19 protein-coding genes and 1 tRNA gene (1 of these 20 running past the window's edge) are annotated in these 20,298 nt (G+C 68.1%); 6 read left to right on the top strand and 14 right to left on the bottom strand.

Annotated features, from left to right (window positions below):
- Positions 1-1,073, top strand: a protein-coding gene (locus MSPGM_RS02440; protein ID WP_209688052.1) for an IS3-like element ISMex5 family transposase whose coding sequence is annotated in 2 segments (ribosomal slippage) — positions 1-154 and positions 154-1,073 — 1,185 coding nt in all; it begins 111 nt to the left of the window's first position. Because the reading frame shifts where the segments join, the coding sequence is not laid out codon by codon here.
- Positions 1,074-1,237: 164 nt separating this feature from the next.
- Here MSPGM_RS02440 and MSPGM_RS02435 read toward each other — a convergent pair.
- From MSPGM_RS02435 to MSPGM_RS02415, 5 genes are all read right to left on the bottom strand, one after another.
- Positions 1,238-2,281, bottom strand: a complete 1,044-nt coding sequence (locus tag MSPGM_RS02435; RefSeq protein ID WP_003602184.1) for a sulfate/molybdate ABC transporter ATP-binding protein — start codon at positions 2,279-2,281, stop codon at positions 1,238-1,240.
- 4 nt (positions 2,282-2,285) lie between these two features.
- Positions 2,286-3,188 (bottom strand): sulfate ABC transporter permease subunit CysW, encoded by a 903-nt coding sequence (gene cysW, locus MSPGM_RS02430; protein ID WP_261926144.1) that lies wholly within the window; start codon positions 3,186-3,188, stop codon positions 2,286-2,288.
- On the bottom strand, positions 3,181-4,035 hold the full coding sequence (gene cysT / locus MSPGM_RS02425; protein WP_003602181.1) for a sulfate ABC transporter permease subunit CysT: 855 nt from the start codon (positions 4,033-4,035) through the stop codon (positions 3,181-3,183). Before cysT ends, cysW begins: the two co-directional genes overlap by 8 nt.
- A gap of 4 nt (positions 4,036-4,039) precedes the next feature.
- A complete protein-coding gene (locus MSPGM_RS02420) occupies positions 4,040-5,107 on the bottom strand; it encodes a sulfate ABC transporter substrate-binding protein (protein WP_003602180.1) in 1,068 nt (355 codons plus the stop codon).
- 210 nt (positions 5,108-5,317) lie between these two features.
- On the bottom strand, positions 5,318-5,464 hold the full coding sequence (locus tag MSPGM_RS02415; protein ID WP_003602177.1) for a hypothetical protein: 147 nt from the start codon (positions 5,462-5,464) through the stop codon (positions 5,318-5,320).
- A gap of 277 nt (positions 5,465-5,741) precedes the next feature.
- On the opposite strand from MSPGM_RS02415, the gene MSPGM_RS02410 reads away from it, so the two are divergent.
- Complete coding sequence (locus MSPGM_RS02410; protein WP_003602175.1) at positions 5,742-6,029, top strand: hypothetical protein; 288 nt, start codon at positions 5,742-5,744, stop codon at positions 6,027-6,029.
- Between the two features lie 426 nt (positions 6,030-6,455).
- Here MSPGM_RS02410 and MSPGM_RS02405 read toward each other — a convergent pair whose 3' ends face one another.
- Complete coding sequence (locus tag MSPGM_RS02405) at positions 6,456-6,659, bottom strand: hypothetical protein (RefSeq protein ID WP_012605665.1); 204 nt, start codon at positions 6,657-6,659, stop codon at positions 6,456-6,458.
- A gap of 207 nt (positions 6,660-6,866) precedes the next feature.
- Between MSPGM_RS02405 and MSPGM_RS02400 the strand changes: the two genes are divergently transcribed.
- Positions 6,867-7,286, top strand: a complete 420-nt coding sequence (locus tag MSPGM_RS02400; RefSeq protein WP_003602170.1) for a cupin domain-containing protein — start codon at positions 6,867-6,869, stop codon at positions 7,284-7,286.
- A gap of 3 nt (positions 7,287-7,289) precedes the next feature.
- On the opposite strand, the gene MSPGM_RS02395 is transcribed toward MSPGM_RS02400, so the two are convergent.
- The 3 genes from MSPGM_RS02395 to MSPGM_RS02385 form a co-directional block, all read right to left on the bottom strand.
- Positions 7,290-7,925: a cyclic nucleotide-binding domain-containing protein gene (locus MSPGM_RS02395; protein ID WP_003602168.1), complete on the bottom strand. Its 636-nt coding sequence runs from the start codon at positions 7,923-7,925 to the stop codon at positions 7,290-7,292.
- 108 nt (positions 7,926-8,033) lie between these two features.
- Complete coding sequence (locus MSPGM_RS02390) at positions 8,034-9,362, bottom strand: flavin monoamine oxidase family protein (protein ID WP_003602167.1); 1,329 nt, start codon at positions 9,360-9,362, stop codon at positions 8,034-8,036.
- A gap of 87 nt (positions 9,363-9,449) precedes the next feature.
- A complete protein-coding gene (locus MSPGM_RS02385; protein ID WP_003602165.1) occupies positions 9,450-10,415 on the bottom strand; it encodes a Kelch repeat-containing protein in 966 nt (321 codons plus the stop codon).
- A gap of 159 nt (positions 10,416-10,574) precedes the next feature.
- Between MSPGM_RS02385 and MSPGM_RS02380 the strand changes: the two genes are divergently transcribed.
- Complete coding sequence (locus MSPGM_RS02380; RefSeq protein ID WP_003602164.1) at positions 10,575-11,300, top strand: sulfate transporter family protein; 726 nt, start codon at positions 10,575-10,577, stop codon at positions 11,298-11,300.
- Positions 11,301-11,585: 285 nt separating this feature from the next.
- A complete protein-coding gene (locus tag MSPGM_RS02375; RefSeq protein WP_003602163.1) occupies positions 11,586-11,840 on the top strand; it encodes a hypothetical protein in 255 nt (84 codons plus the stop codon).
- A gap of 422 nt (positions 11,841-12,262) precedes the next feature.
- Here the strand turns inward: MSPGM_RS02375 and MSPGM_RS02370 are convergent, their stop codons facing one another.
- The 3 genes from MSPGM_RS02370 to MSPGM_RS02360 all read right to left on the bottom strand — a co-directional run bounded on the left by MSPGM_RS02370 (position 12,263) and on the right by MSPGM_RS02360 (position 16,178).
- Positions 12,263-13,915, bottom strand: a complete 1,653-nt coding sequence (locus tag MSPGM_RS02370; RefSeq protein ID WP_003602161.1) for an ABC transporter permease — start codon at positions 13,913-13,915, stop codon at positions 12,263-12,265.
- Positions 13,916-13,991: 76 nt separating this feature from the next.
- Positions 13,992-15,017, bottom strand: coding sequence for an extracellular solute-binding protein (locus tag MSPGM_RS02365; protein ID WP_003602160.1), 1,026 nt, complete (start codon positions 15,015-15,017; stop codon positions 13,992-13,994).
- 102 nt (positions 15,018-15,119) lie between these two features.
- Complete coding sequence (locus MSPGM_RS02360) at positions 15,120-16,178, bottom strand: ABC transporter ATP-binding protein (protein ID WP_003602159.1); 1,059 nt, start codon at positions 16,176-16,178, stop codon at positions 15,120-15,122.
- A gap of 257 nt (positions 16,179-16,435) precedes the next feature.
- On the opposite strand from MSPGM_RS02360, the gene MSPGM_RS02355 reads away from it, so the two are divergent.
- Positions 16,436-16,509: transfer RNA gene (locus MSPGM_RS02355), tRNA-Gly, on the top strand.
- 78 nt (positions 16,510-16,587) lie between these two features.
- Here the strand turns inward: MSPGM_RS02355 and MSPGM_RS02350 are convergent.
- The gene (locus MSPGM_RS02350) at positions 16,588-17,718 is read right to left on the bottom strand and encodes an FAD-dependent monooxygenase (protein WP_003600001.1); all 1,131 of its coding nucleotides are present in this window, start codon (positions 17,716-17,718) and stop codon (positions 16,588-16,590) included.
- 123 nt (positions 17,719-17,841) lie between these two features.
- Positions 17,842-20,277 carry a phosphoketolase gene (locus MSPGM_RS02345; RefSeq protein ID WP_003599999.1) on the bottom strand — a complete coding sequence of 812 codons (2,436 nt, stop codon included), beginning with the start codon at positions 20,275-20,277 and terminating at the stop codon, positions 17,842-17,844.
- Positions 20,278-20,298 lie beyond the last annotated feature (21 nt).

Raw genomic sequence — 20,298 nt, 5'->3', positions numbered from 1 at the left:
ACGGAAGTGACCTACTACCGCTGGCGCAAGGAGTACGGCGGCCTGAAGAGCGATCAGGTTCGACGGATGAAGGACCTGGAGGTTGAGAACCAGCGGCTGCGCAAGGCGATTGCGGATCTCACCCTCGACAAGCTGATCCTGCAGGAGGCCGCTCGGGGAAACTGACCAGCCCCGCGCGCCGACGCGCCTGCATCGCGCATGTCATGAACGTCCTAGACGTCTCCGAGCGCCGCGCCTGTCGGGCGCTCGGGCAGCATCGCTCGACGCAGCGCAAGGTGCCGCGGGGAAGAGAGGATGAGGCCGCGCTGACAGCCGACCTCGTGGAACTGGCTCGCCAGTACGGGCGCTACGGCTACCGGAAGATCGGTGCATTGCTGAAGGCGGCGGGCTGGTTCGTCAACGACAAGCGGGTCGAACGGATCTGGCGGCGCGAGGGGCTGAAGGTCCCGTCTCGGCAGCCCAAGCGCGGCCGCATCTGGGACGGGGATGGTTCCTGCCTGCGATTGCGGGCGGAGCGTCGCGATCACGTCTGGTCCTACGACTTTGTCGAAGCCCGCACGCACGAGGGCCGCAAGTTCCGGATGCTGAACGTGGTCGATGAGTTCACGCGGGAGTGCCTAGCGATCCGCGTCGCACGCAAGCTGAAGGCGGCGGACGTGATCGACGTGCTGTCCGACCTGTTCATCCTGCGCGGCGTGCCCAGCCATATCCGCTCGGACAACGGTCCGGAGTTCATCGCCAAGTCCGTGCAGGCCTGGATCACCGGTGTCGGCGCCAGAACAGCCTACATCGCACCCGGCTCGCCATGGGAGAACGGTTACGTCGAGAGCTTCAACGCACGACTACGGGACGAGCTTTTGAACGGTGAGATCTTCTACACGCTCAAGGAGGCGCAGATCGTGATCGAGAGTTGGCGTCTACACTACAACAGCGTGCGCCCGCACGCCTCGCTCGGCTACCGACCACCGGCCCCGGAGGTGTTCGTGCCGGCCTTCACCGCTTGGCCGGCTGCGCTCACTCGGTCGGCTCCGCCGGCCAAGCGACCCGTGGAGCAAAGGCCGACCCTGCACTAACTTAGAACTTGGACCACCGCGTGGGGGCCGATCAGCATCACCGAGAGCCTGGCCGACAAAAGAGTCAGCGATCAGCAAGAAGCCCGCGGTCTCGACTGCAGAACGAGACGCGCGGGCTGAGGTCTTATCGGCAGCCGGAGAGGACAGACTCTCCGACGTCTGGCTCAGGGAAACACGTGGCCGCCGACGATCCGCAGGCCGACCTCACGGCCGGCGGCGAGGCGGGCCGTGTCTGCAGCTTCCACCACCACAACCTTCGCGCCGGGGCGGTCGATCTCGATCCGCTGACGTCCCTGCGTCCGGTACGAGGAGCGCACCGTCCCGGTGAGATGGGCGGTGTCCGGTTCGGCGAACTGCAGCTGCCAGGGGCGAGCGTAGAGCTTGACCGGTCCCACCAATCCGTTCGGGGCGGTCAGCGGCGTGGGCCTTCCGTTCACGAGAACCTGCCCGTTCTGGGCGATCGCTTCGACCTCGATCGTATCGCCGAGAAACTTGAGCACTGTCGGTGAAACGGGGTTCTCCTGTACTTCGTCCGGCGTGCCGACCTGTTCCAGGCGGCCGCGGTCGAGCACCGCGACGCGGTCGGAGAGTTCGAGCGCTTCGTCCTGGTCGTGGGTGACGAAGATCGTCGTCTGCCCGGTGCGATCGTGAATCTCCCGGAGCCAGCGGCGCAGATCCTTTCGCACCTGTGCGTCGAGCGCGCCGAACGGCTCATCGAGCAGCAGCACGCGCGGCTCGACCGCGAGGGCACGGGCGAGCGCGATGCGCTGGCGCTGGCCGCCGGAGAGCTGGCTCGGGTAGCGGTCGGCGAAGCCGGAGAGCTTGATCAGGTCGAGCAGGTTGCCGACGCGGCGCTTGATCTCGGCCTTGTCCGGACGCTCGGAACGCTTCCGGGCGTTGAGCCCGTAGGCGATGTTCTGCGCCACCGTCATGTGCTTGAACAGGGCGTAGTGCTGGAACACGAACCCGACCGCGCGGCGCTGCACCGGCACCTGCGTGGCATCGTCGCCGCCGAAGATGATCCGGCCGCGATCGGGGAAGTCGAGCCCGGCGATGATGCGCAGCAAGGTGGTCTTGCCGGAGCCCGAGGGGCCGAGCAGTGCCAGCAATTCACCCGCTCGCACGTCGAGGGTGAAGTCGTGCAGCACCGCCGCCGTCTCGAAGGTCTTCGAGACATCCTCGATCCGGATCGCCGTCGCCGTTCCCACAAGATCAGTGGCGGCGTGCCCCCGCCGCGATGTCGTCGGCGTAGCGCCATTCGAGGACGGATTTGACGGCGAGGGTGACAAGAGCGAGCCCGGCAAGGAGAGAGGCGACGGCGAACGCGGCAACGAAGTTGTACTCATTGTAGAGGATCTCCACGTGCAGCGGCAGCGTATTGGTGAGTCCGCGGATATGGCCGGAGACGACCGAGACCGCGCCGAACTCGCCCATCGCGCGGGCGTTGCAGAGCAGGACGCTGTAGAGCAGGCCCCAGCGGATATTGGGTAACGTCACAGTCCGGAAGGCGTGCCATCCGGAAGCGCCGAGGGTCAGCGCCGCCTCTTCCTCCGCCGTGCCCTGCTCTTGCATGAGCGGAATGAGCTGGCGCGCGACGAAGGGGAAGGTGACGAAGATCGTCGCGAGCACGATGCCGGGCACCGCGAAGATGATCTGGATGTCGTGCTCGACGAGGAACGGGCCGAACAGGCCGCGCGAGCCGAACACCAGCACGTAGATCAACCCGGACACCACCGGCGAGACCGAGAAGGGCAGGTCGATCAGGGTGACGAGCAGGTTCTTGCTGGCGAACTCGAACTTGGCGACGGCCCAGGAGGCCGCAACGCCGAAGACGAGGTTGAACGGCACGGCGATCGCCGCGACGATCAGGGTCAGGCGGATTGCGGAATGCGCGTCGGGCTCAGAGAAGGCGGCGAGGTAGGCGCCCCAGCCCTTGGCCAGAGCCTGCGCGAACACCGTGAGCAGCGGCAGGACGAGGAAGAGGCCGAGGAAGGTCAGCGCGACCGCGATCAGCAGCCATCGCACGACCCGCCGCTCGGTGACGACGCTGGCGGGAAGCCGCAGCATTTCGTGCCGCGGCGGCGTGCCGGGGCTTTGAGCCAGCGCCTCAGACATAGCCGAATCTCCGCCGGCTCCAGGCCTGGATCAGGTTGATCGCGAGCAGGGTCACGAAGGAGATCGCCAGCATGATCACGGCGATGGCGCTGGCGCCCGCATAGTCGAATTCCGAGAGCTTGATGACGATGAGCAGCGGCGCGATCTCGGAAACGTAGGGCAGGTTGCCGGCGATGAAGATGATCGAGCCGTACTCGCCGACGCCGCGGGCGAAGGCGAGAGCGAAGCCGGTCAGCACCGCCGGGATCAGCGGCGGCAGCACCACCCGCGTCAGCGTTGTGATCCGCGAGGCGCCGAGGATGGCGGAGGCTTCCTCCACCTCCTTGTCGATCTCGGCGATGAGCGGCTGCACCGTGCGTACGGCAAACGGCAGACCGATGAACACCATCGCGATGAAGATGCCGACCGGCGTGTAGGCCGCCTCGATGCCGACCTTGGCGAGCTGCTCACCCACCAGTCCGTTCGGGGCATAGAGCGAGGCCAGCGCGATGCCGGCCACGGCCGTCGGCAGGGCGAAGGGCAGATCGACCACGGCGTCGGCGAGCTTTCGGCCGGGGAAGTCGTAGCGGGTCAGCACCCAGGCGACGATGCCGCCGAAGACCGAGGCCGTGAGCGCGGCGAGCAACGACACGCCGAAGCTCACGCGCAGCGCGCTGGCCACGCGCGGATCGGTGGCGACGTCCCAGATGCCGGACAGGCCGAGACCCGACGCTTTCACCACGAGGGTGGCCAGCGGCAGCAGCACGATCAGGCTCAGGCAGGTCAGCGTGTAGCCGAGCGTGAGCCCGAAGCCGGGAATCACGCTCCTCTGGCGGAAGCGCCGCCGGGGTTTCACGGGCTCGCCCATGCGGTCAGCGCCCAGCCTTGCTCAACTGATCGAACAGGCCGCCATTGTCGAAGTTGGCCTTTTGGATCTCGTCCCACGAGCCTTGAAGATCCTCGATCTTGAACAGCTTGATCTCGGGAAGTTGCGCGAGATCCTCGGGCTTGGCCGCCTCGCGCTTGATCGGGCGATAATGGTGCTTGGCGAAGATCGCCTGCGCCTTGTCGCCGTAGAGGAACTGGAGATAGGCCTCGGCCTGCTTGCGGGTGCCCTTCTTGTCGACGTTGGCGTCAACGAGGGCGACCGGCGGCTCGGCATAGATCGAGGTCGGCGGCACGACGATGTCGAATTTGTCCTTGCCGAACTCCTCCAGCACGAGGAAGGCCTCGTTCTCCCAGGTCGGCAGAACGTCGCCGAGGCCGCGCTGAGCGAAGGTCACGGTCGAGCCCCGGGCGCCGGTGTCGAGCACGGGCACGTTCTTGTAGAGCGAGCCGAGGAAGGCGTTGGCCTTCTCCTTGTCCCGGCCGTCCCGCTCGTAGGCGTAGCCCCACGCCGCGAGGAAGTTCCAGCGCCCGCCCGCCGACGTCTTCGGGTTCGGGGTGATGACCTTCACGTCCGGCTTGGCCAGGTCGTCCCAATCCTTCACGCCCTTCGGGTTGCCCTTGCGGACGAGGAACACGACGGTCGAGGTGTAGGGCAGGCCCTCGTTCGGAAGCTTGGTGCGCCAATCCGCCGGGATCTTCTTCGAGATCTTGGCGATGGCATCGATATCGGAGGGGATGCCGAGGGTCACGACGTCCGCCGGGATGCCGTCGATGACGGTACGAGCCTGCGCGCCCGAACCGCCATGGGCGGCGCGCACGGTGATCGTCTCGCCGGTCTTGGCCTTCCACTCCTCGGCGAAGGCCGCGTTGACCTCGCGGTAGAGCTCGCGCGTCGGGTCATAGGAGACGTTGAGGATCTCGGTCTGCGCCTGGGCGCTGCCGGCAGATGCAAGGCAGACGGTCATGGCGAGACCGAGAAGGACCGCGCGCCGATAGGGTGTCGCGCCGGGCTTGATCGGATATCCGTCGAACACGTCGTCTCGCCTCCACATCGCGGACCTCGCCCGCCTCTGGAGACGAAGTGTTCTTTTTAAAGAACGATGTCAAGCGTAGCGCCATGTGAGATGCTTGATACAGAGCCCGAGACCAGTGCTCTTCACAAGGCGAATAAGACGAAATTTCTTCAAATGCGCGGGAAAATAGACAGAAAATCTATCACGCAACGTTCTTTTGAAAGAACGTTTTCGGGGACGATCTCGGCGTCAGGCTGAAGCCCATTCGACCGCCAGCCAGACGCCGCGGGCGATGATGAACCACCACGTCACGGTGACAGCCAGGGCACCGAGGAGACCGAGGGCCGCGAAGCGACGCTGCATCGGGCTCAGGATGGCTTCGAAAACGCTCTTCATCGCGGGACGTCTTCTCATCGCGTCGGTGGTTCGGTCTCGAAAGGGATCGCCACCGTGCCGCGTTGGCCGTGACGGCGTGCCAACCCGAAACATTCGGTGCCCTGTCGGGTCGTCTCGCCCTGGCCGTGGCAAGTGACGAACCAGGGTTGCAACGAATCCACTGTCTCGACCGCGCGTACCGCCGCGGGACCATCGCGCCGGGCTTCGGATTTGCAGCGATGCGGAGGACCGTCCCGATTTCGGACACTCTGATCTGCCCTCGAGAAAGCTTTTGGAAATGTCGTTGCCCAACCCCGCGAAGAACGCCCCGGACCGCGACGTGCAGCCGATCCTGTTCGGATTGCTTGCGGACGGTTCCGGCGAGGCACGCTTCGCTGGTACACCGATCGAGGTCGGCCCATCGTCGGAGGCGGCCCGGTTCTCGCCCTCCCGCGATTGGTACGGCCGCTGGGCGGTTCAGCCCCTGCACGGCAACCTGGCGCCGGACGCAACGCGGATGGATCGGGTCGTATGCCCGGAGGATATCGTGATCCTCGGCCCGCGTCGGCACGCCCGGCACTTTTGAAATGCCACCGCCGCGTTCAAGCGTCGTGCCGGATATCAAATCAAGGACGATGCTCGAACCTCTTGTTTTCGCATCATCTTTTTCCGAAAGCCGGAGGCCACCTTTCGCGGCGATGCTCTATGCGCCGCGCGCCGCATTGCTTAAGCTCGGACCATGGAGAATCACGAGCTACGCGAGTCGCGGGCGGCCCTCATCCTGATGGGCGTGGCCGTGCTTGCCGTGTTGCTGTTCGGAGCCGTGACGCTGATCGTGCAGGCGGCGGGCTGAGCGGCTTCGGCTGACCGGTCTATCTGCGGCTCGGAATCCAAGGGGCGAGCACGCCTCTTGGCGCCGTTCACGCGCGCAGCGCTTGCCATTCCTTCATGCCGCTCACGAAAATCGCCCTGTGCGCGGAGCGGAGACGATCGGGATTTTCGTGACCTACGCTCAGTCCGAGAGTGCACGCAGCTGCCGGTCGAGCGCTTCCAGCGCGCGGGCCTGATCCGGCTCGGGCTCGGGGCCGCTGACATAGGCGAGCGTCACCCGGGCGATGCGCAAAGCCGTCGCGAGATCGCGACCTTCGCGCTGCGCCTGCTCGATCACGGTGGCGACATCCGCCATGACCTGGGCGTTTCCCTCGTATCCGCGCATCATCTCCGCGTCATCAATGTCCGGGCCGCAAACCGCGCGGCGCCGCGAAACTGTCGTGTTGTCCCGAAAGCCGGCGATCACCGCTCGGGACGTTGCCCTATCCCTAACATTTTCGCCCGGTTGATGAAATGCGTGGGCCGCTGGCCCCTGTGCACCGGCCGCCCTCGTCGGCATAATCGCTGCCGGACCAAACGGGAGCACCGCAGAATGGACGAGCCAGGATCCGCCGGCCATGCGGTGTTCGACGTGGCCGAGAGCGTGCGCCGCCTTCCCGAGACCGCGGCGACGATGGTGGCCGATCACCGCTTCACCGACGACGAGACCGCGAGCGCCCGCGTCTTCCGGGTCTACCGGCCGACGCCGCCGCACTATCACACGACCTGCGACGAGTATCTCTACGCCCTCTCCGGCCGCTGCCGGATGCAATTCGGCGAGGCGGCGCCGGTCGAGGTCAGGCCAGGCATGCTCGTGTTCTTCAAGCGCGGGGTGGTGCATTCCGTGCCGGAGATCCTGGAGGAGCCGGTGGTGTTCCTCTCCGTCGACACACCCCGGCGCGGGCCGCGCGACATCCAGTTCGTCGAAGCCGGAACGGGCACGCCCGACAGCTTCATGCGGCAACCCGACTGAGACTCACAGCACGTCGCTGCCCGCCGGCACGGTGCGTTGCGCCCCCGTCGCCTCGGCGGCACTCTGGAACAGGCGCTCGCTCGTCAACTTCAGAAAGTAGAAGCCGAATTCCGGGTTCTGATAATAGAGCTGTTTCACCTCGGAATAGGACAGGCAGCGTGCCGTGCCGGCCTCGACGCAGGCGAGCGAGCCGGTGCGGCGATTGCCGGGCGAGAGCATGCCGAGTTCGCCGACGATCTGGCCCGGCCGCACGTCGAGGCCGTGCTCGGCGATGCGGAAGCGCCCGCTCTCGATCAGGTACATCTCGTGGGCCGGGTCGCCCTTCAGGAACAGCACCTCGCCGGCCCGGAAGCGGCGGGAGGTGCCGAAGGATTTCAGCCAGTCGAGGGAGAGGTCGCCGGAAGCCGCTCGCTCGGTCTCGCGCACGAGACGGACCATCTCGTAGAGCCGCCACGCGTTGAACGGGATCTGGATCGCCTCGGTGAGCATCACCGGCACGCTGCCGATCAGGTAGCCGTAGGTGATGACGGCGCAGCTCGCGCACAGGGCCACGATCCGCAGCGGGATCATCGTCCCCATCGCCGAGGAGGCGACGGTGAGCGCCGTCCCGAGATAGCCGATGGCTTCGACCCAGTTCATCGCGTTCCCCCCGGCCTCCCGGCCGGCCCTCGCTCCGGCGGGCGCTCCTGCGCGTTTGTCGCGTCGGCGGTTCGCCCATCCGGGTGGGGGATGCAAGTGCGGGAGCGCTCAGGCGCTCGCCCGCAGCGGGGCACGATCGTCGGTGAGCCTGTCGGCGACGCGATCGGCCGCGCGTTGCCCTTCCTCGTAGGCGCCGCCCGCGGTGCCCCATTGCGCACGGGAATTCGCCTCGCCCGCGAACCAGATCCGCTCGCCGACCGGCTCCTGGAGCGTCGCCCGGGCGGCCGCGTGTCCGGGGGGAACCACGGCCCAAGAGCCCCGCGACCAGGGATCGTGCCGCCAAGCGGTTACGGCCGGAATCGCGAGGTCGGCCAGGGCGGCGCGGCCGAAATGCTCGGCCAGAACCGCGCGGGCGAGGCGACGCGCCCCATCGGGGCCGGCCCCGGCGGCGTCGAGGGCGCGGGTCAAAGCGGTATCCAGCTCGAAATAGTGGAACGGCGTGCCGTCGATCCGGGTCAGCATCCCCGGCGGTTTGTGGCGTCCGCCGACCACGCTGGCGAGCCGGTCGCGGCCGTGGAACGGCGCCGAGGGCCAGTGCAGGACGACGTGCTCGTAGATGCCCGACAGGAAGCCGTCGATGGCCGCGCGCGTCCGTTCGGGCAGCGGGGGATCGAAGCGGAACGCCGCCTGGAGCACGGGCATCGGAACGGTGACGATGACGGCCCGCGCGGCGAGCTGCCCACCGTCGGCGAGTTGCACGCGCACGCCCGGCCCCGACCAATCGAGGCCGGTCACGGGGCATCCGAGCCGGATCGGCAGTTCAAGCGCCAAACGGGCGAGATAGGCGCCGTAGCCGCCCGCGATGAAGAAGTTGTCGCCGTATTCCATGCTCGGCCAGTCGTGCAGCGACACCTCCTCGAGAGGACGTCCCGAAACGAGGGCGTGGACGCCGGCAATGCGCTCACGCCAGGGCCCGAGATGGCGGGGCAAGGCGCCGGCGGCCGGCCCGTCCTGCGCGCGGGACGCCGCGCCCGTGATCGCCCGGTCGGCGACGTCGAAGGCGCGGGAGAAGGCGGCTTCCTCATCCGCACGCGCCGGACGCCGGCCAATCCAGAGATGCTCGTGCTGTGCGGCCCGCCGCAGGGGCTCGCCGCGGCTCCGGGCGAGGGCGATGAGGGGGTTGATCGGTCCGGCATGCATCCAGTGCGCGCCGAGATCGATCGCATGGCCGCGCAGCTGCGTCGTCACCGCGCGTCCGCCGACCCGGTCGCGCGCTTCGAGAACCGCCACCGACAGGCCGCGCTCGATCAACCGCCGGGCCGAGGCGATCCCGGCGGCGCCCGCACCGATCACGACCACGTCGGGCGCGGCCGGGACGGGCGAGACACGGGGCGCGACGGTCGGGCGGAAGCGGGCGTGCTCGGGGGCAGGGCGCATGATTTCGAAGCGGATCCGGGGGGGCAGCGGCCCTCATGTCGTCCGCTGACCCTGTCGCGGCAAGCGTTCGTGGCCGCCTTCTCTCGGTCAGCGGGCCGGCGCAGCACCGTTCGGATCGAGCACTTCGACCGTTCCCGACCGGTCGCCGCCCGGCCGCGGGCTTCCGGTGAGAGTGAAGATGCGGCCCTTGTAGGTAACCGCGCCGAAACCGTGGCGGGCGGTGGGAAGCCGGGCCAGGGCGCGCCAGAGATTGCCCGGCAAATCGAAGGCCTCGACCTCGTCGTAGGTCCTGCGATTCGACTCGCCGCCGATGACGAAGACCTCGCGGCCGAGCACGGCGGAGGCGACGCCGCTGCGCGCGGTCGGCAGGGGCGCCGCCTCGCTCCAGGCGTCACGCGCCGGATCGTAGACCTGATTGGCCGCGAGGTTCTTGCTCGAATCGCCGTCGATCCGGCCTCCGCTGGCGACGATGCGGCCCTCCACCGTCTGCACCGCGAGGTGGTCGCGGGGCGTCGGCAGGTTGGCGGCCGTGCTCCACCTATCGTTCGCCGGATCGTAGACCTCGTGGGAGCGGACGTTGCCGCGTCCCGACCCGCTGCCGCCGACGACGTGGATCTTGTCGCTGAGCGGCGCCGCCCCGCCCGCGGCCCGCGGGGTCGGCATCGGCGTGCGGGCCTCCCAGGCGTTCGCCTTCGGATCGTACGCCCAGACTTTGTCGGTCGCCTCCCAGCCGTTGACGTAGCCGCCGAACACGTAGATCCGCCCGCCCTGTTCGGCCGCCATGGTGTGGTGGACGGGGTAGGGGAAGGGCGCGCCCTTGCTCCAGCGATCGGTGGCCAGATCGTAGATCAGCAGTTCGGTCGCGCCGTTATAATCGCCGATGACGTAGGCCTTGCCGTCGAGCGCCGCGACCGCGACTTCGGAGCGCTCCGCCGGGGCGGAGCTGGCGCCCGCCCAGGCTCCGACTTCGTGGGCGGCGGCAGGCAAGGTGGCGGGAACGGTGGCGAGCAGGGAGCCGAGCAGGACGAGACGGGAGAGAGCGGGGCGGGCCATGGACGGATCTCCGGCGGATCTATGCGGGCAACGCCTCAATCGCGCTCAAGAGCCGCGCTTCGTCAGGGTTTCCCCGAAGCTGGGGCTTGCGCCATCCCCGCGGAGTGGCGAGAACCCGCCTCGGGTGGGTGCGGATCATCGAGAGGATTGAAGGGCGCGATGCTCATCAAGGCCGCTGCCGCCGCTATGCGGCAGGTATTCTCCCCCGCCCTGCGCGGCATTCTGTTCAAATCGCTGGCGCTCACGATCGGGCTGCTGGTGGTCGTGTGGTTCGGACTGACGCGCCTGATCCAGGCCTTCCAGGCGAGCCATCACATCTCGGCCGACTACCCGTTCCTCGACACCCTGGCCTTCTTCCTGGCCGGTGCCGGGCTGTTCGTGGCTTTGGCCTACATCATGCCCGCGGTGTCGATCCTCGTGGCCGGCTTCTTCCTCGACGACGTCGCCGAAGTGGTCGAGCACAGCGACTTTCCCGCCGACACGCCGGGGCGTGCCCTGCCGTGGGGGCAGGCGCTCGGCTCGGCTTTCCGCTTCGCCGGCCTCGCCCTGCTCGTGAACTTCGTGGCGCTGATCCTCGTCTTCGTGCCGGGGGTGAACCTCGTCGCCTTTTTCGGCGCCAACGCTTACCTCCTCGGCCGCGAATATTTCGAGCTGGCCGCCGGCCGTTTCCGCTCCCTTCCGGAGGCGCGGGCGATGCGCGAGCATTACGGCTTCACGGTGATCGCGGCCGGCTGCCTGCTCGCCGGTCTGATGATCGTGCCGATCGTCAACCTCGTGACGCCGCTCTTCGGCGTGGCGTTGATGGTTCATCTCCACAAGGGGCTCGAACGCAGGGCGCTTCCCGGCCCGGCCGAGACCAATCCCCGCCTGTCGAACCGGCGCTGACGCGCCGCGCTCAGGCACGACAGGACACACGATAACGCTTGCTTCAGTGAGGTCCGGCGCGGCCTCGCCGAAGCGCGTCCGCAATGCGGCGCTGCCCGCTTCGTGGCGTCCGGCAACCCGGTCCCGTGCAATGGGCCGAGGATCAAATCGCGGTTCGAGTTTAATCCCGGACGGTGCGTGTGCCTCGGCACGTCATGCTCAAGTTCTGTCGCCTATATCAGTAACACCAGAGGACGAGACTGCGCTTTCAAGAGAAGGCGCCGAACAAGAGAAAGTGAACATCACATGAAGACCCGTCTTGCCGCCGTCGTTGCCGCCGTCATCATCGGCGTGACCGCTCCGGCCTCTTCCGTGATGGCCTTCGACCGGAACGCCCGCCCGGCCACAACCTCCGACGTGGAGGTCACGGGTTCGCTCGGTGTCCACGACAGCCCCGCGCACACCGCCTGCCCGATGAGCTCGGCGGCCGAGGGCAATGCGAACCAGCAGAACTTCCCGGTCAAGCAATATGGCCAGACGTCTGGTGGTACGCGCTGCTGAGCTCCGGGCGCCGAATCCCGGCGCCACGAGACTGTGATATCGTGCAAGTCGCTATTTCCAGTGGAACTTTATCGATAATATTGGCCATAACGGCCTCACATCTTCGCGATTCGAGATGCGCTTCATCGTCTCGTCGCATTTTTCTTGCTCTCTCGACGGAATGACTGAGCGTTTCTGTCGTTGATGGTAATGACTGGGCCTGAATGGCCCGGTTTCTGCCTCTCCCTCCGCCTGCCGGGACGTTGGCCATTCCGCGACCATGCGGGGCCGACGCCGCAGGTGGGAGCCACCGACCGTAAGGAGTTGACCGAGCATGCAACTGAAGCCCGTCTCCTACGCCATGATCGCCGTTTTCGCCTGCGGCCTCGTGATGACCTTCGTCGGCTCGATGAACGTGCTGCTTGGCGGCATGTAAGACCCGGTCAGGCGTCCGACCGGCTCGGCCGCAGCCCGGCGCCCCGGTTGAGGCGCAGCAGCAAGGCAACGGGGATCAGACCCGTCATCACGATCAACAGCGCGCTCGCGGCACCGTCCTCGTAGGTGCCGCGAGCGGCTTCGCCGTAGAGGTGCGTGCTCAGCGTCTCGACGTTGAGCGGACGCAGAAGCAACGTCACCGGTAATTCCTTCGCCATATCCACGAAGGCGAGCAGCGCCCCGCTCAGGACGGCGGGCCATGCCAGCGGCAATTGCACCGCGAGGAGTGTGCCGAAGCGCCCGCGTCCCAGCATCCGCGCCGCGTCGGGAAGGGTCGAGGGGATGCGCGCGAAACCTGCTTCCGTCGCGCCGACCGGAATGGTCAGGAAGCGGAGCGTATAGGCGATGACCAGCGCTGCGCCCGTGCCGAGGCCGACGGCGGGTGCCCAGCCGAGCCCGGCGCCGGCCAGATTGGTCAGCCCGGTATCAAGCAGCGCGAGCGGGGCGAGGAGCCCCACGGCCAGCACCGTGCCCGGCATCGCGTAGCCGAGACCGGCGGCCCGGATCAGTGCCAGTCCGCTACGTCGCCCCAGGAGATGCGGGGAGGCAGCCACCAGCAGCCCCACCGCGACCGTGACCAGGGTCGCGGCGCCCGCGTAGAGCACGGTGTTGAGGGCCTGCGCGGCGAGGGTGTCCGGCAGCCCCATCCCGGTTAGTCTCTGCCAGACGGCCCATGCGAGATAGCCCGCGGGCAGGCCGAAGCCGAGCAGCACGGGAGTGAGGCCGAGGCCGATAGCGAGACCCGCCCGCCATCCCGACAGCGGCCGACGCGCGGTCGGCCGGTCGCGATGGCCCGAACCGGCATAGCCTCTTCCGCCGCGAGCGAGCCGCTCGAGCGCGACGAGACCGACGACGCCGGCCAGCATCACCAGGGCGATCTGCGCGGCGCCGGGCAGGTCCGAGCGGTTCACCCAGGTTGCGTAGACCTGCACCGTGAGGGTGCGGACCCCCAGGAACTCGGCCGCGCCGACATCGTTGAGCGCCTCCATCAGTGCGAGACCGGTGCCGAGGGCGATGGCGGGCCGAGCCAGCGGCAGCGCCACCCGGAAGAAGGTCCGCGCCGGTCCGGCTCCGAGCATCCGCGCGGCCTCCAGCAGCGTCCCCGCCCGCATCAGGAACAGCGCCCGGGTCGGCAGGTAGACGTAGGGGTAGAGGACGAAGCCGAGGAGCAGAATGCAGCCGGGCAGTGAGCGCAGATCGGGAAAGGACAGGTCGCGTGGGCTCGATAGGCCGAGCAGCCCGCGCAGTCCGCTCTGCACCGGACCGAGCGGGTGCATTAGATCGAGATAGGCGTAGGCCACCACGTAGGTTGGCACCGCGAGCGGCAGCAGTAGGGCCGCGTCGAGCAGCCGACGGCCGGGGAAGGCGAAGGCCGAGACGAGCCACGCCGTTCCGGTGCCGAGCCCGATCACCAGGATTCCGACACCGGCGAGAAGCAAGCCCGTCTCGCGGATCGCCTGCGGCAGCACATAGGCCGCAAGATGCGGCCACAACTCGCCGGACCCGTCGGCCGCCGCGACCGCGAGCGAGGCGACCGGCGCCAGGAGGACGGCGGCCAGCAGCGCCGCCGCCGCGTAGAGGAAGCCACGAGCGGGCGTCATCGATGATCCTGCGATCCGTCCCCTCGGCGTTCTGTCGGCCGGCCGCCGGGAACGGACCCCTGATGCTTGAGAGCGGTCAGTTGTCGAAGCCGACCTTGTCCGCGAGCAGGCTCGCCGCCTTGCGGTTGCGGGCGATCTCGACGAGCGGCGTCGTGTCGAAGCTGAGCGGGCCGAGCGCCTGCAGCATCGGATCGGCCGCGACGCCGGCTTTCACCGGATACTCGAAGTCGGCCTTGGCGTAGAGCGCCTGCGCCTCGTCGGAGACGAGGTATTCGAGCAGCTTGACCGCTTCCTCGCGATGCGGCGCGTGCTTGGCGACCACGGCGCCCGAAACGTTCACGTGGGTGCCGCCGCCCTCGAAGGTCGGCAGCACGACCTTGATCGCCTCGCCCCATTTCTGCTGATCCGGACCCCCGCGGCCCGAGCGCATCAGCCCGACATAGTAGGAGTTGGCGAGCCCGATTTCGCAAAGGTCCGCGGCGATGTCGCGCGCCACGTCCCGGTCGCCCCCGGCCGCCTTGCGGGCAAGGTTGGCCTTCACGCCGCGAAGCCACTCCTCGGTCTTCTCCGCGCCATGGCGCACGAGGAAGGCGGCGATGAGGGCCGTGTTGTAGGGATGCTGGCCCGACCGGAGGCAGATCTTGCCCCGCCACTTTGGATCGGCCAGCGATTCGTAGGTCGCGGCGTTCAGGTCGGAGAGCGCCTTGTCGGCGTAGAGCACGCGGGCGCGCATGGAGAGGGCGTACCAGCGCCCGTCCCCGTCGCGAAGCGGCGCCGGTACGGCTGCCTCCAGAACCGCGGAGCGGACCGGCTGAGCGAGGTCGCGGTCGACCAACTCGATCAAGTTGCCGATATCGACCGTCATGACCACGTCGGCATTGCCGCGGGCACCTTCCGCCGCGACGCGCTCGGCCAAGCCCTTCTCGACAAAGACGGTGTTCACCGTCACGCCGCTCTTGGCGGTGTAGGCGTCGAGGAGAGGCCGGATCAGGCCCGGCTCGCGGGTCGTATAGAGGTTCACCTCAGCACTCTCGGCCTGGCCAGCCAGAGCAAAGGCAACGCTGAAACCTACGAAACAACCGAAGCGCCGCAGCCGCAACATTCTATTCCCCCCAAGCATCAGTGATGCTCGCCGGGTGTTATAGGCGGGCAGGGAGCCGGACAAGTCTGATGATTTATACTTATTCTAGATAAAATTGACATCTCAAGCGGATTCGCATTCGGTGAAGACGAGGATTCTGCCTTCGACGAGCCCCAGCTCGATCCTGTCATCCACATGATCCTCCTGCGCCGCGGTGAGGCGCAGGGGCTCGTCGAGCCCCGGAATCTCAACGTCGATGCGGGTGCTCCCGCCGGCAAAGTTGCGGCGCAGCACCCGGCCCGGCACGCCTTCGCCGCGCGGCACGATGCGGATCGCCTCCGGCCGTAGGCAGACCTGCACGGCTCCGTCGGGCCCGGAGGAGGGCAGGGCGACCGTTCCCAGCGGCGTCGCCAGACGGCCGCCGGAGGCGAGGCCCGCCACCGTCACGACGTCACCGAGCGCCCTCGCGGCGAAGGGGCTCACGGGCGCGCGATACAAGGCTTCGGCGGTGTCGCACTGGATCAACTGGCCCTTCCGCATCAGGGCGATGCGGTCGGCGAACTCGACGGCCTCGGCGGCGTCGTGGGTCACGAGGATGGCGCTGATGCCGTCCTGACGCAGAACGGCGAGCGTGTCGGCACGAACCCGCTCTCGGGTGCCGGCATCGAGGTTCGAGAACGGCTCGTCGAGGAGCAGCACCCGGGGACGCGGTGCGAGCGCCCGCGCCAGCGCCACCCGCTGAGCCTCGCCGCCGGACAGCGTCGCCGGGTAGCTTGTCTCACGACCCGCCAGACCGACCTCGGCGAGGCGCTCCCGCGCCACGGTCCGCGCCCGCGCGCCCGGCAAATGGCTCAGGCCGAACCGGACATTGGCCAGCACGGTGAGGTGGGGAAACAGGGCGTAATCCTGAAACATCAGGCCGACGCCGCGGGTCTCGGGCGGTTCGCCGCCGCCGCGACCGGCGATGCGCCGGCCATCGATGTGAATTTCGCCAGCATCGGGTTCATCGAGCCCGGCGACCAGCCGCAGCAGCGTGCTCTTCCCGCACCCGGAATCACCGAGAACCGCCAGGATCTCGCCCGCCGACAGCGAAAGCGAGACGTCGTCGAGCGCCAGCATCCGGCCGTAGCGCCGGCTCACACCGCGGATGTCGAGGCGCACGGATGACGATGCAGCCGACACGCCGTCCTGTCCGGTGGCCGTGGGAGGAGCGGGTTTACGGCGAGGAAACAACGGCGGCGGATCCGACGAACGAGCCTGAACCGGGAGGATTTGCCCGGTCGTCCCCCTCCCTCGCACAGCTTCCGCGTCGGCGCGAGATCCCGCTTCGCGCTTCTCAAAGAGGCCGAGGCATGCTATCGCCCCGCTGCAATGCCGCTCGCCACGCCGCCCTGTGCGGAAGGTTCCGGGAAACCGGTGCTCGGCGTGAGTTGCGTTCGGCGGGTGTAGCTCAATGGTAGAGCAGCAGCCTTCCAAGCTGAATACCCGGGTTCGATTCCCGGTACCCGCTCCAACCTTCTTCCCCGATCCATTGCCGAAGCCGTTCCGCCCCTGTCGGAACTGACTGTTTCGGCTTTGCCGCGACCCGGCCTCAGCCCGTCGGCGTGCGGAGCGGGGCATAGGTGGCGCGGTAGCTGCGTGGGCCGACGACGGGGAGCAGAACGTTCCGCGCCCAGTCCGGCATCCGCGCCGTGCGCGACAGACGATCGGTCATGCTCTGGACATGTGCGACGCGGGGACGCCGCAGCCGTTCGTAATCCGGCCCGACGCGATCCCAATCCGCCCGCTCCGCCAGCAAGCGGGCCAAAACCTGTGCATCCTCCAGGGCGAGCGCAGCGCCTTGGGCCCAGACCGGTGCGGTGGCGTGGGCTGCATCGCCCAGCAGGACGACGCGGTCGCGGGTCCAGGCCGGGATGCGAACCTCTTCCAGCGGCGAGTGATAGACCGCATCCGGTTGCGACAGGACCGCATCGAGCGTGTCGCGCACCAGCCGGGGAAAGGGCGCGAACGCGCCGCGGATCGCGGCCGGATCGGGGCCACGCTCCCGCCCTGCGCTCACCGAGGCCCAGCCATAGGCTTCGCCGCGATCGACCGGAATGAGCAGGAACAAGGCACCGGCCCCAGCCCACAGCGTCCAGGCCTCGACGCCGGGATTGGGCGTCATGAAGCGCCAGCTCTGGGTCGCCAGCATCGCCGATCCGAGGGCCTGTTCCCCGAACAGGCTGCGGCGGACCGCCGAGTGAACCCCGTCCGCCCCCACGAGCAGCCCGCCGCTCTCGGTCGAGCCATCGGCGAGTTCAGCCGCGACGCCCGGCGGCCCCTGGCGAACGGCGGCGATCTCGACACCCCGGCGGATGTCGCCCGGAGGGAGATCGCCCTGCAACAGGTGCAGCAGGTCGGCGCGGCGCAGGCAATGCGGCCCCGTTTCCGTACCCCAGAACGCGGTCTCGTCCACCGCGAAGAGGAGGCGTCCGCGCTCGGTGCGGTATTCGCGACGCCGCACCGGCGCGCCGACCGCGCGGAGTGCATCGAGCAAGCCGAACTGGCTCAATGCGCGCACGGCGTTGCCGGGCAGATTGATCGCCAATCCCGCATCCGCCTGTACGCCGCGCCGTTCCAGCGTGAGCGAGGGGATGCCCTGCTGGTGCAGGGCGCGCCTAACGGCGAGACCGGCGATGCCGCCTCCGGCGACCAGCACGCGGCCGACCTCTTGCGTGTCCATGCGCCCTCGAGTCCGTCCCCGCGCCCGCCAACCTGCCGCACGGTGCCATCCGTGGAAAGGAACGGGATAGACCCCGCAGGGCGCATCGACGCAAGCCCGCCGACCCCGAGCGAGCGGCGCCGCTCAGTGCGGGGTTCCGGTTTCCTGGCGCGTCTCGTAGGGCCATTTCCAGCCCTGGATCTCGGGCATGTCCTCACCGTACTCGCGGATGTAGAGCTTGTGTGCCGTGAGGCGGTCCCGGAACGCCTGCTTGGCTCCTGCCGCCCGCGTCACCAGCCCCGGCACCCGGTCGATCGCTTCGATGGCGAGGTGGAAACGGTCGAGCTCGTTCAGCACCACCATGTCGAACGGCGTCGTCGTGGTGCCCTCCTCGATGAAGCCGCGCACATGCATGTTGGCGTGGTTGGCCCGGGAATAGGTCAGCCGGTGAATGAGATAGGGATAGCCGTGATAGGCGAAGATCACCGGCTTATCGCGGGTGAACAGGCTGTCGAACGCGGCGTCCGTCAGCCCGTGCGGGTGGTCCCTGTTCGATTGCAGGGTCATCAGATCGACCACGTTGACGACCCGGATGCGAAGGCCGGGAACGGCCTGCTTCAGGAGATCGACGGCGGCCAGGGTTTCGAGCGTCGGCACGTCGCCGGCGCAGGCCATCACGACATCGGGTTCGAGCCCGGTCTCGTCCGTCCCGGCCCAGGACCAGATGCCGATGCCCGCCTCGCAATGGAGACCGGCCTCGTGCGCGCTGAGCCATTGCGGCTGCGGCTGCTTGCCGGCCACAATCACGTTGATGCGGTCGTAGGTCTGCAGGCAGTGGTCGGCCACCCAGAGCAGGGTGTTGGCGTCCGGCGGCAGGTAGACCCGGACGATGTCCGACTTCTTGTTGGCGACGTGATCGATGAAGCCGGGATCCTGGTGGCTGAAGCCGTTATGGTCCTGGCGCCAGACATGCGAGGTCAGGAGGTAGTTGAGCGAGGAGATCGGCCGGCGCCAGCCGAGTTCGCGCGACACCTTCAGCCACTTGGCGTGCTGGTTGAACATCGAATCGACGATGTGGATGAACGCCTCGTAGCAGGAGAACAGGCCGTGGCGGCCGGTGAGCAGGTAGCCTTCGAGCCAGCCCTGGCAGAGATGCTCGCTCAGAACCTCCATCACCCGGCCCTCGTGGGCGAGGCTGACGTCGTAGGGCTCGATATTCTCGATCCAAACCCGGTCGGTCGCCTCGAACACCGCGTCGAGCCGGTTCGAGGCGGTCTCGTCCGGCCCCATGATGCGGAAGTTGCGCGCCTCGGCGTTGAGCCTGATCACGTCGCGCAAATACCGCCCGAGGGTGCGGGTGGCCTCGCCGATTTCGGCGCCGGGCTTGGACACCGTGAGGGCGAAATCCTGCCACCGGGGACAGCGCAGCTCCCGGCGTAGCAGACCGCCATTGGCGTGGGGGTTGGCGCTCATGCGCCGGTTGCCCTCGGGCGCCAGGGCGGCGAGTTCGGGCCGCAGGCGGCCGGTCTCGTCGAACAGGGTTTCGGGGCGATAGCTCCGCATCCAGTCTTCGAGGATCTGGCGGTGGCCGTCATCGGTCCGGGCGTTGCCCACGGGCACCTGATGCGCGCGCCAGAAGCCCTCCACCCGTTTGCCGTCCACGGTCTTCGGCCCAGTCCAGCCCTTGGGGCTGCGCAGCACGATCATCGGCCAGCGCGGGCGCCGGAAGCCCATGCCGCCGCCCCGCGCCTCGGCCTGGATGTCCTTGATGCGCGCCACCGCGCGGTCGAGCGCTTCGGCCATCGCCCGGTGCATGGGCTCGGGCTGGTCGCCCTCGACGAAGAAGGGCTCGTAGCCGAAGCCGGTGAACAGGGACTCCAACTCGTCGTCCCGCATCCGACCGAGCACGGTCGGGTTTGCGATCTTGTAGCCGTTGAGGTGGAGGATCGGCAGCACCGCGCCGTCGGTGACCGGGCTCAGGAACTTGTTGGACTGCCACGAGGCGGCGAGCGGCCCGGTCTCGGCCTCGCCGTCGCCAATCACGCAAGCCGCGATCAGGTCGGGATTGTCGAACACCGCGCCGAAGGCGTGGACGATGGCGTAGCCGAGTTCTCCGCCCTCGTGGATCGAGCCGGGGGTCTCGGGCGCGACGTGGCTCGGGATGCCGCCGGGGAACGAGAACTGCCGGAACAGCCGGCGCATGCCCTCCGTATCCTGTGCGATGTCGGGATAGACCTCGCTGTAGGTGCCTTCGAGGTAGGTGTTGGCAACGATGCCGGGACCGCCATGGCCGGGGCCGCAGATGTAGATCGCGTCGAGATCACGCGCTTTGATCAGCCGGTTGAGGTGGACGTAGATGAAGTTCAGACCCGGTGTCGTGCCCCAATGGCCGAGAAGCCGTGATTTGATGTGCTGCGGCTGAAGCGGCTCGCGCAGCAACGGATTGTCGAGCAGGTAGATCTGGCCGACCGAGAGATAGTTGGCCGCCTGCCAGTAGCGGTCGATTAAGGCGAGTTCCTCGCCGCCGAGGGTGGCAGAGGATGGCGCGGTCCGTCCTTGCGGGTTGGTTGGCTCGGTCACGAGGTATCTCCTGGCGGGCGG

Source organism: Methylorubrum sp. GM97 (genome assembly GCF_024347855.1).
GTDB lineage: Bacteria > Pseudomonadota > Alphaproteobacteria > Rhizobiales > Beijerinckiaceae > Methylobacterium > Methylobacterium extorquens.
Note: the sequence above shows the minus strand (reverse complement) of the source record. Positions and strands in the feature narration are given on the sequence as shown.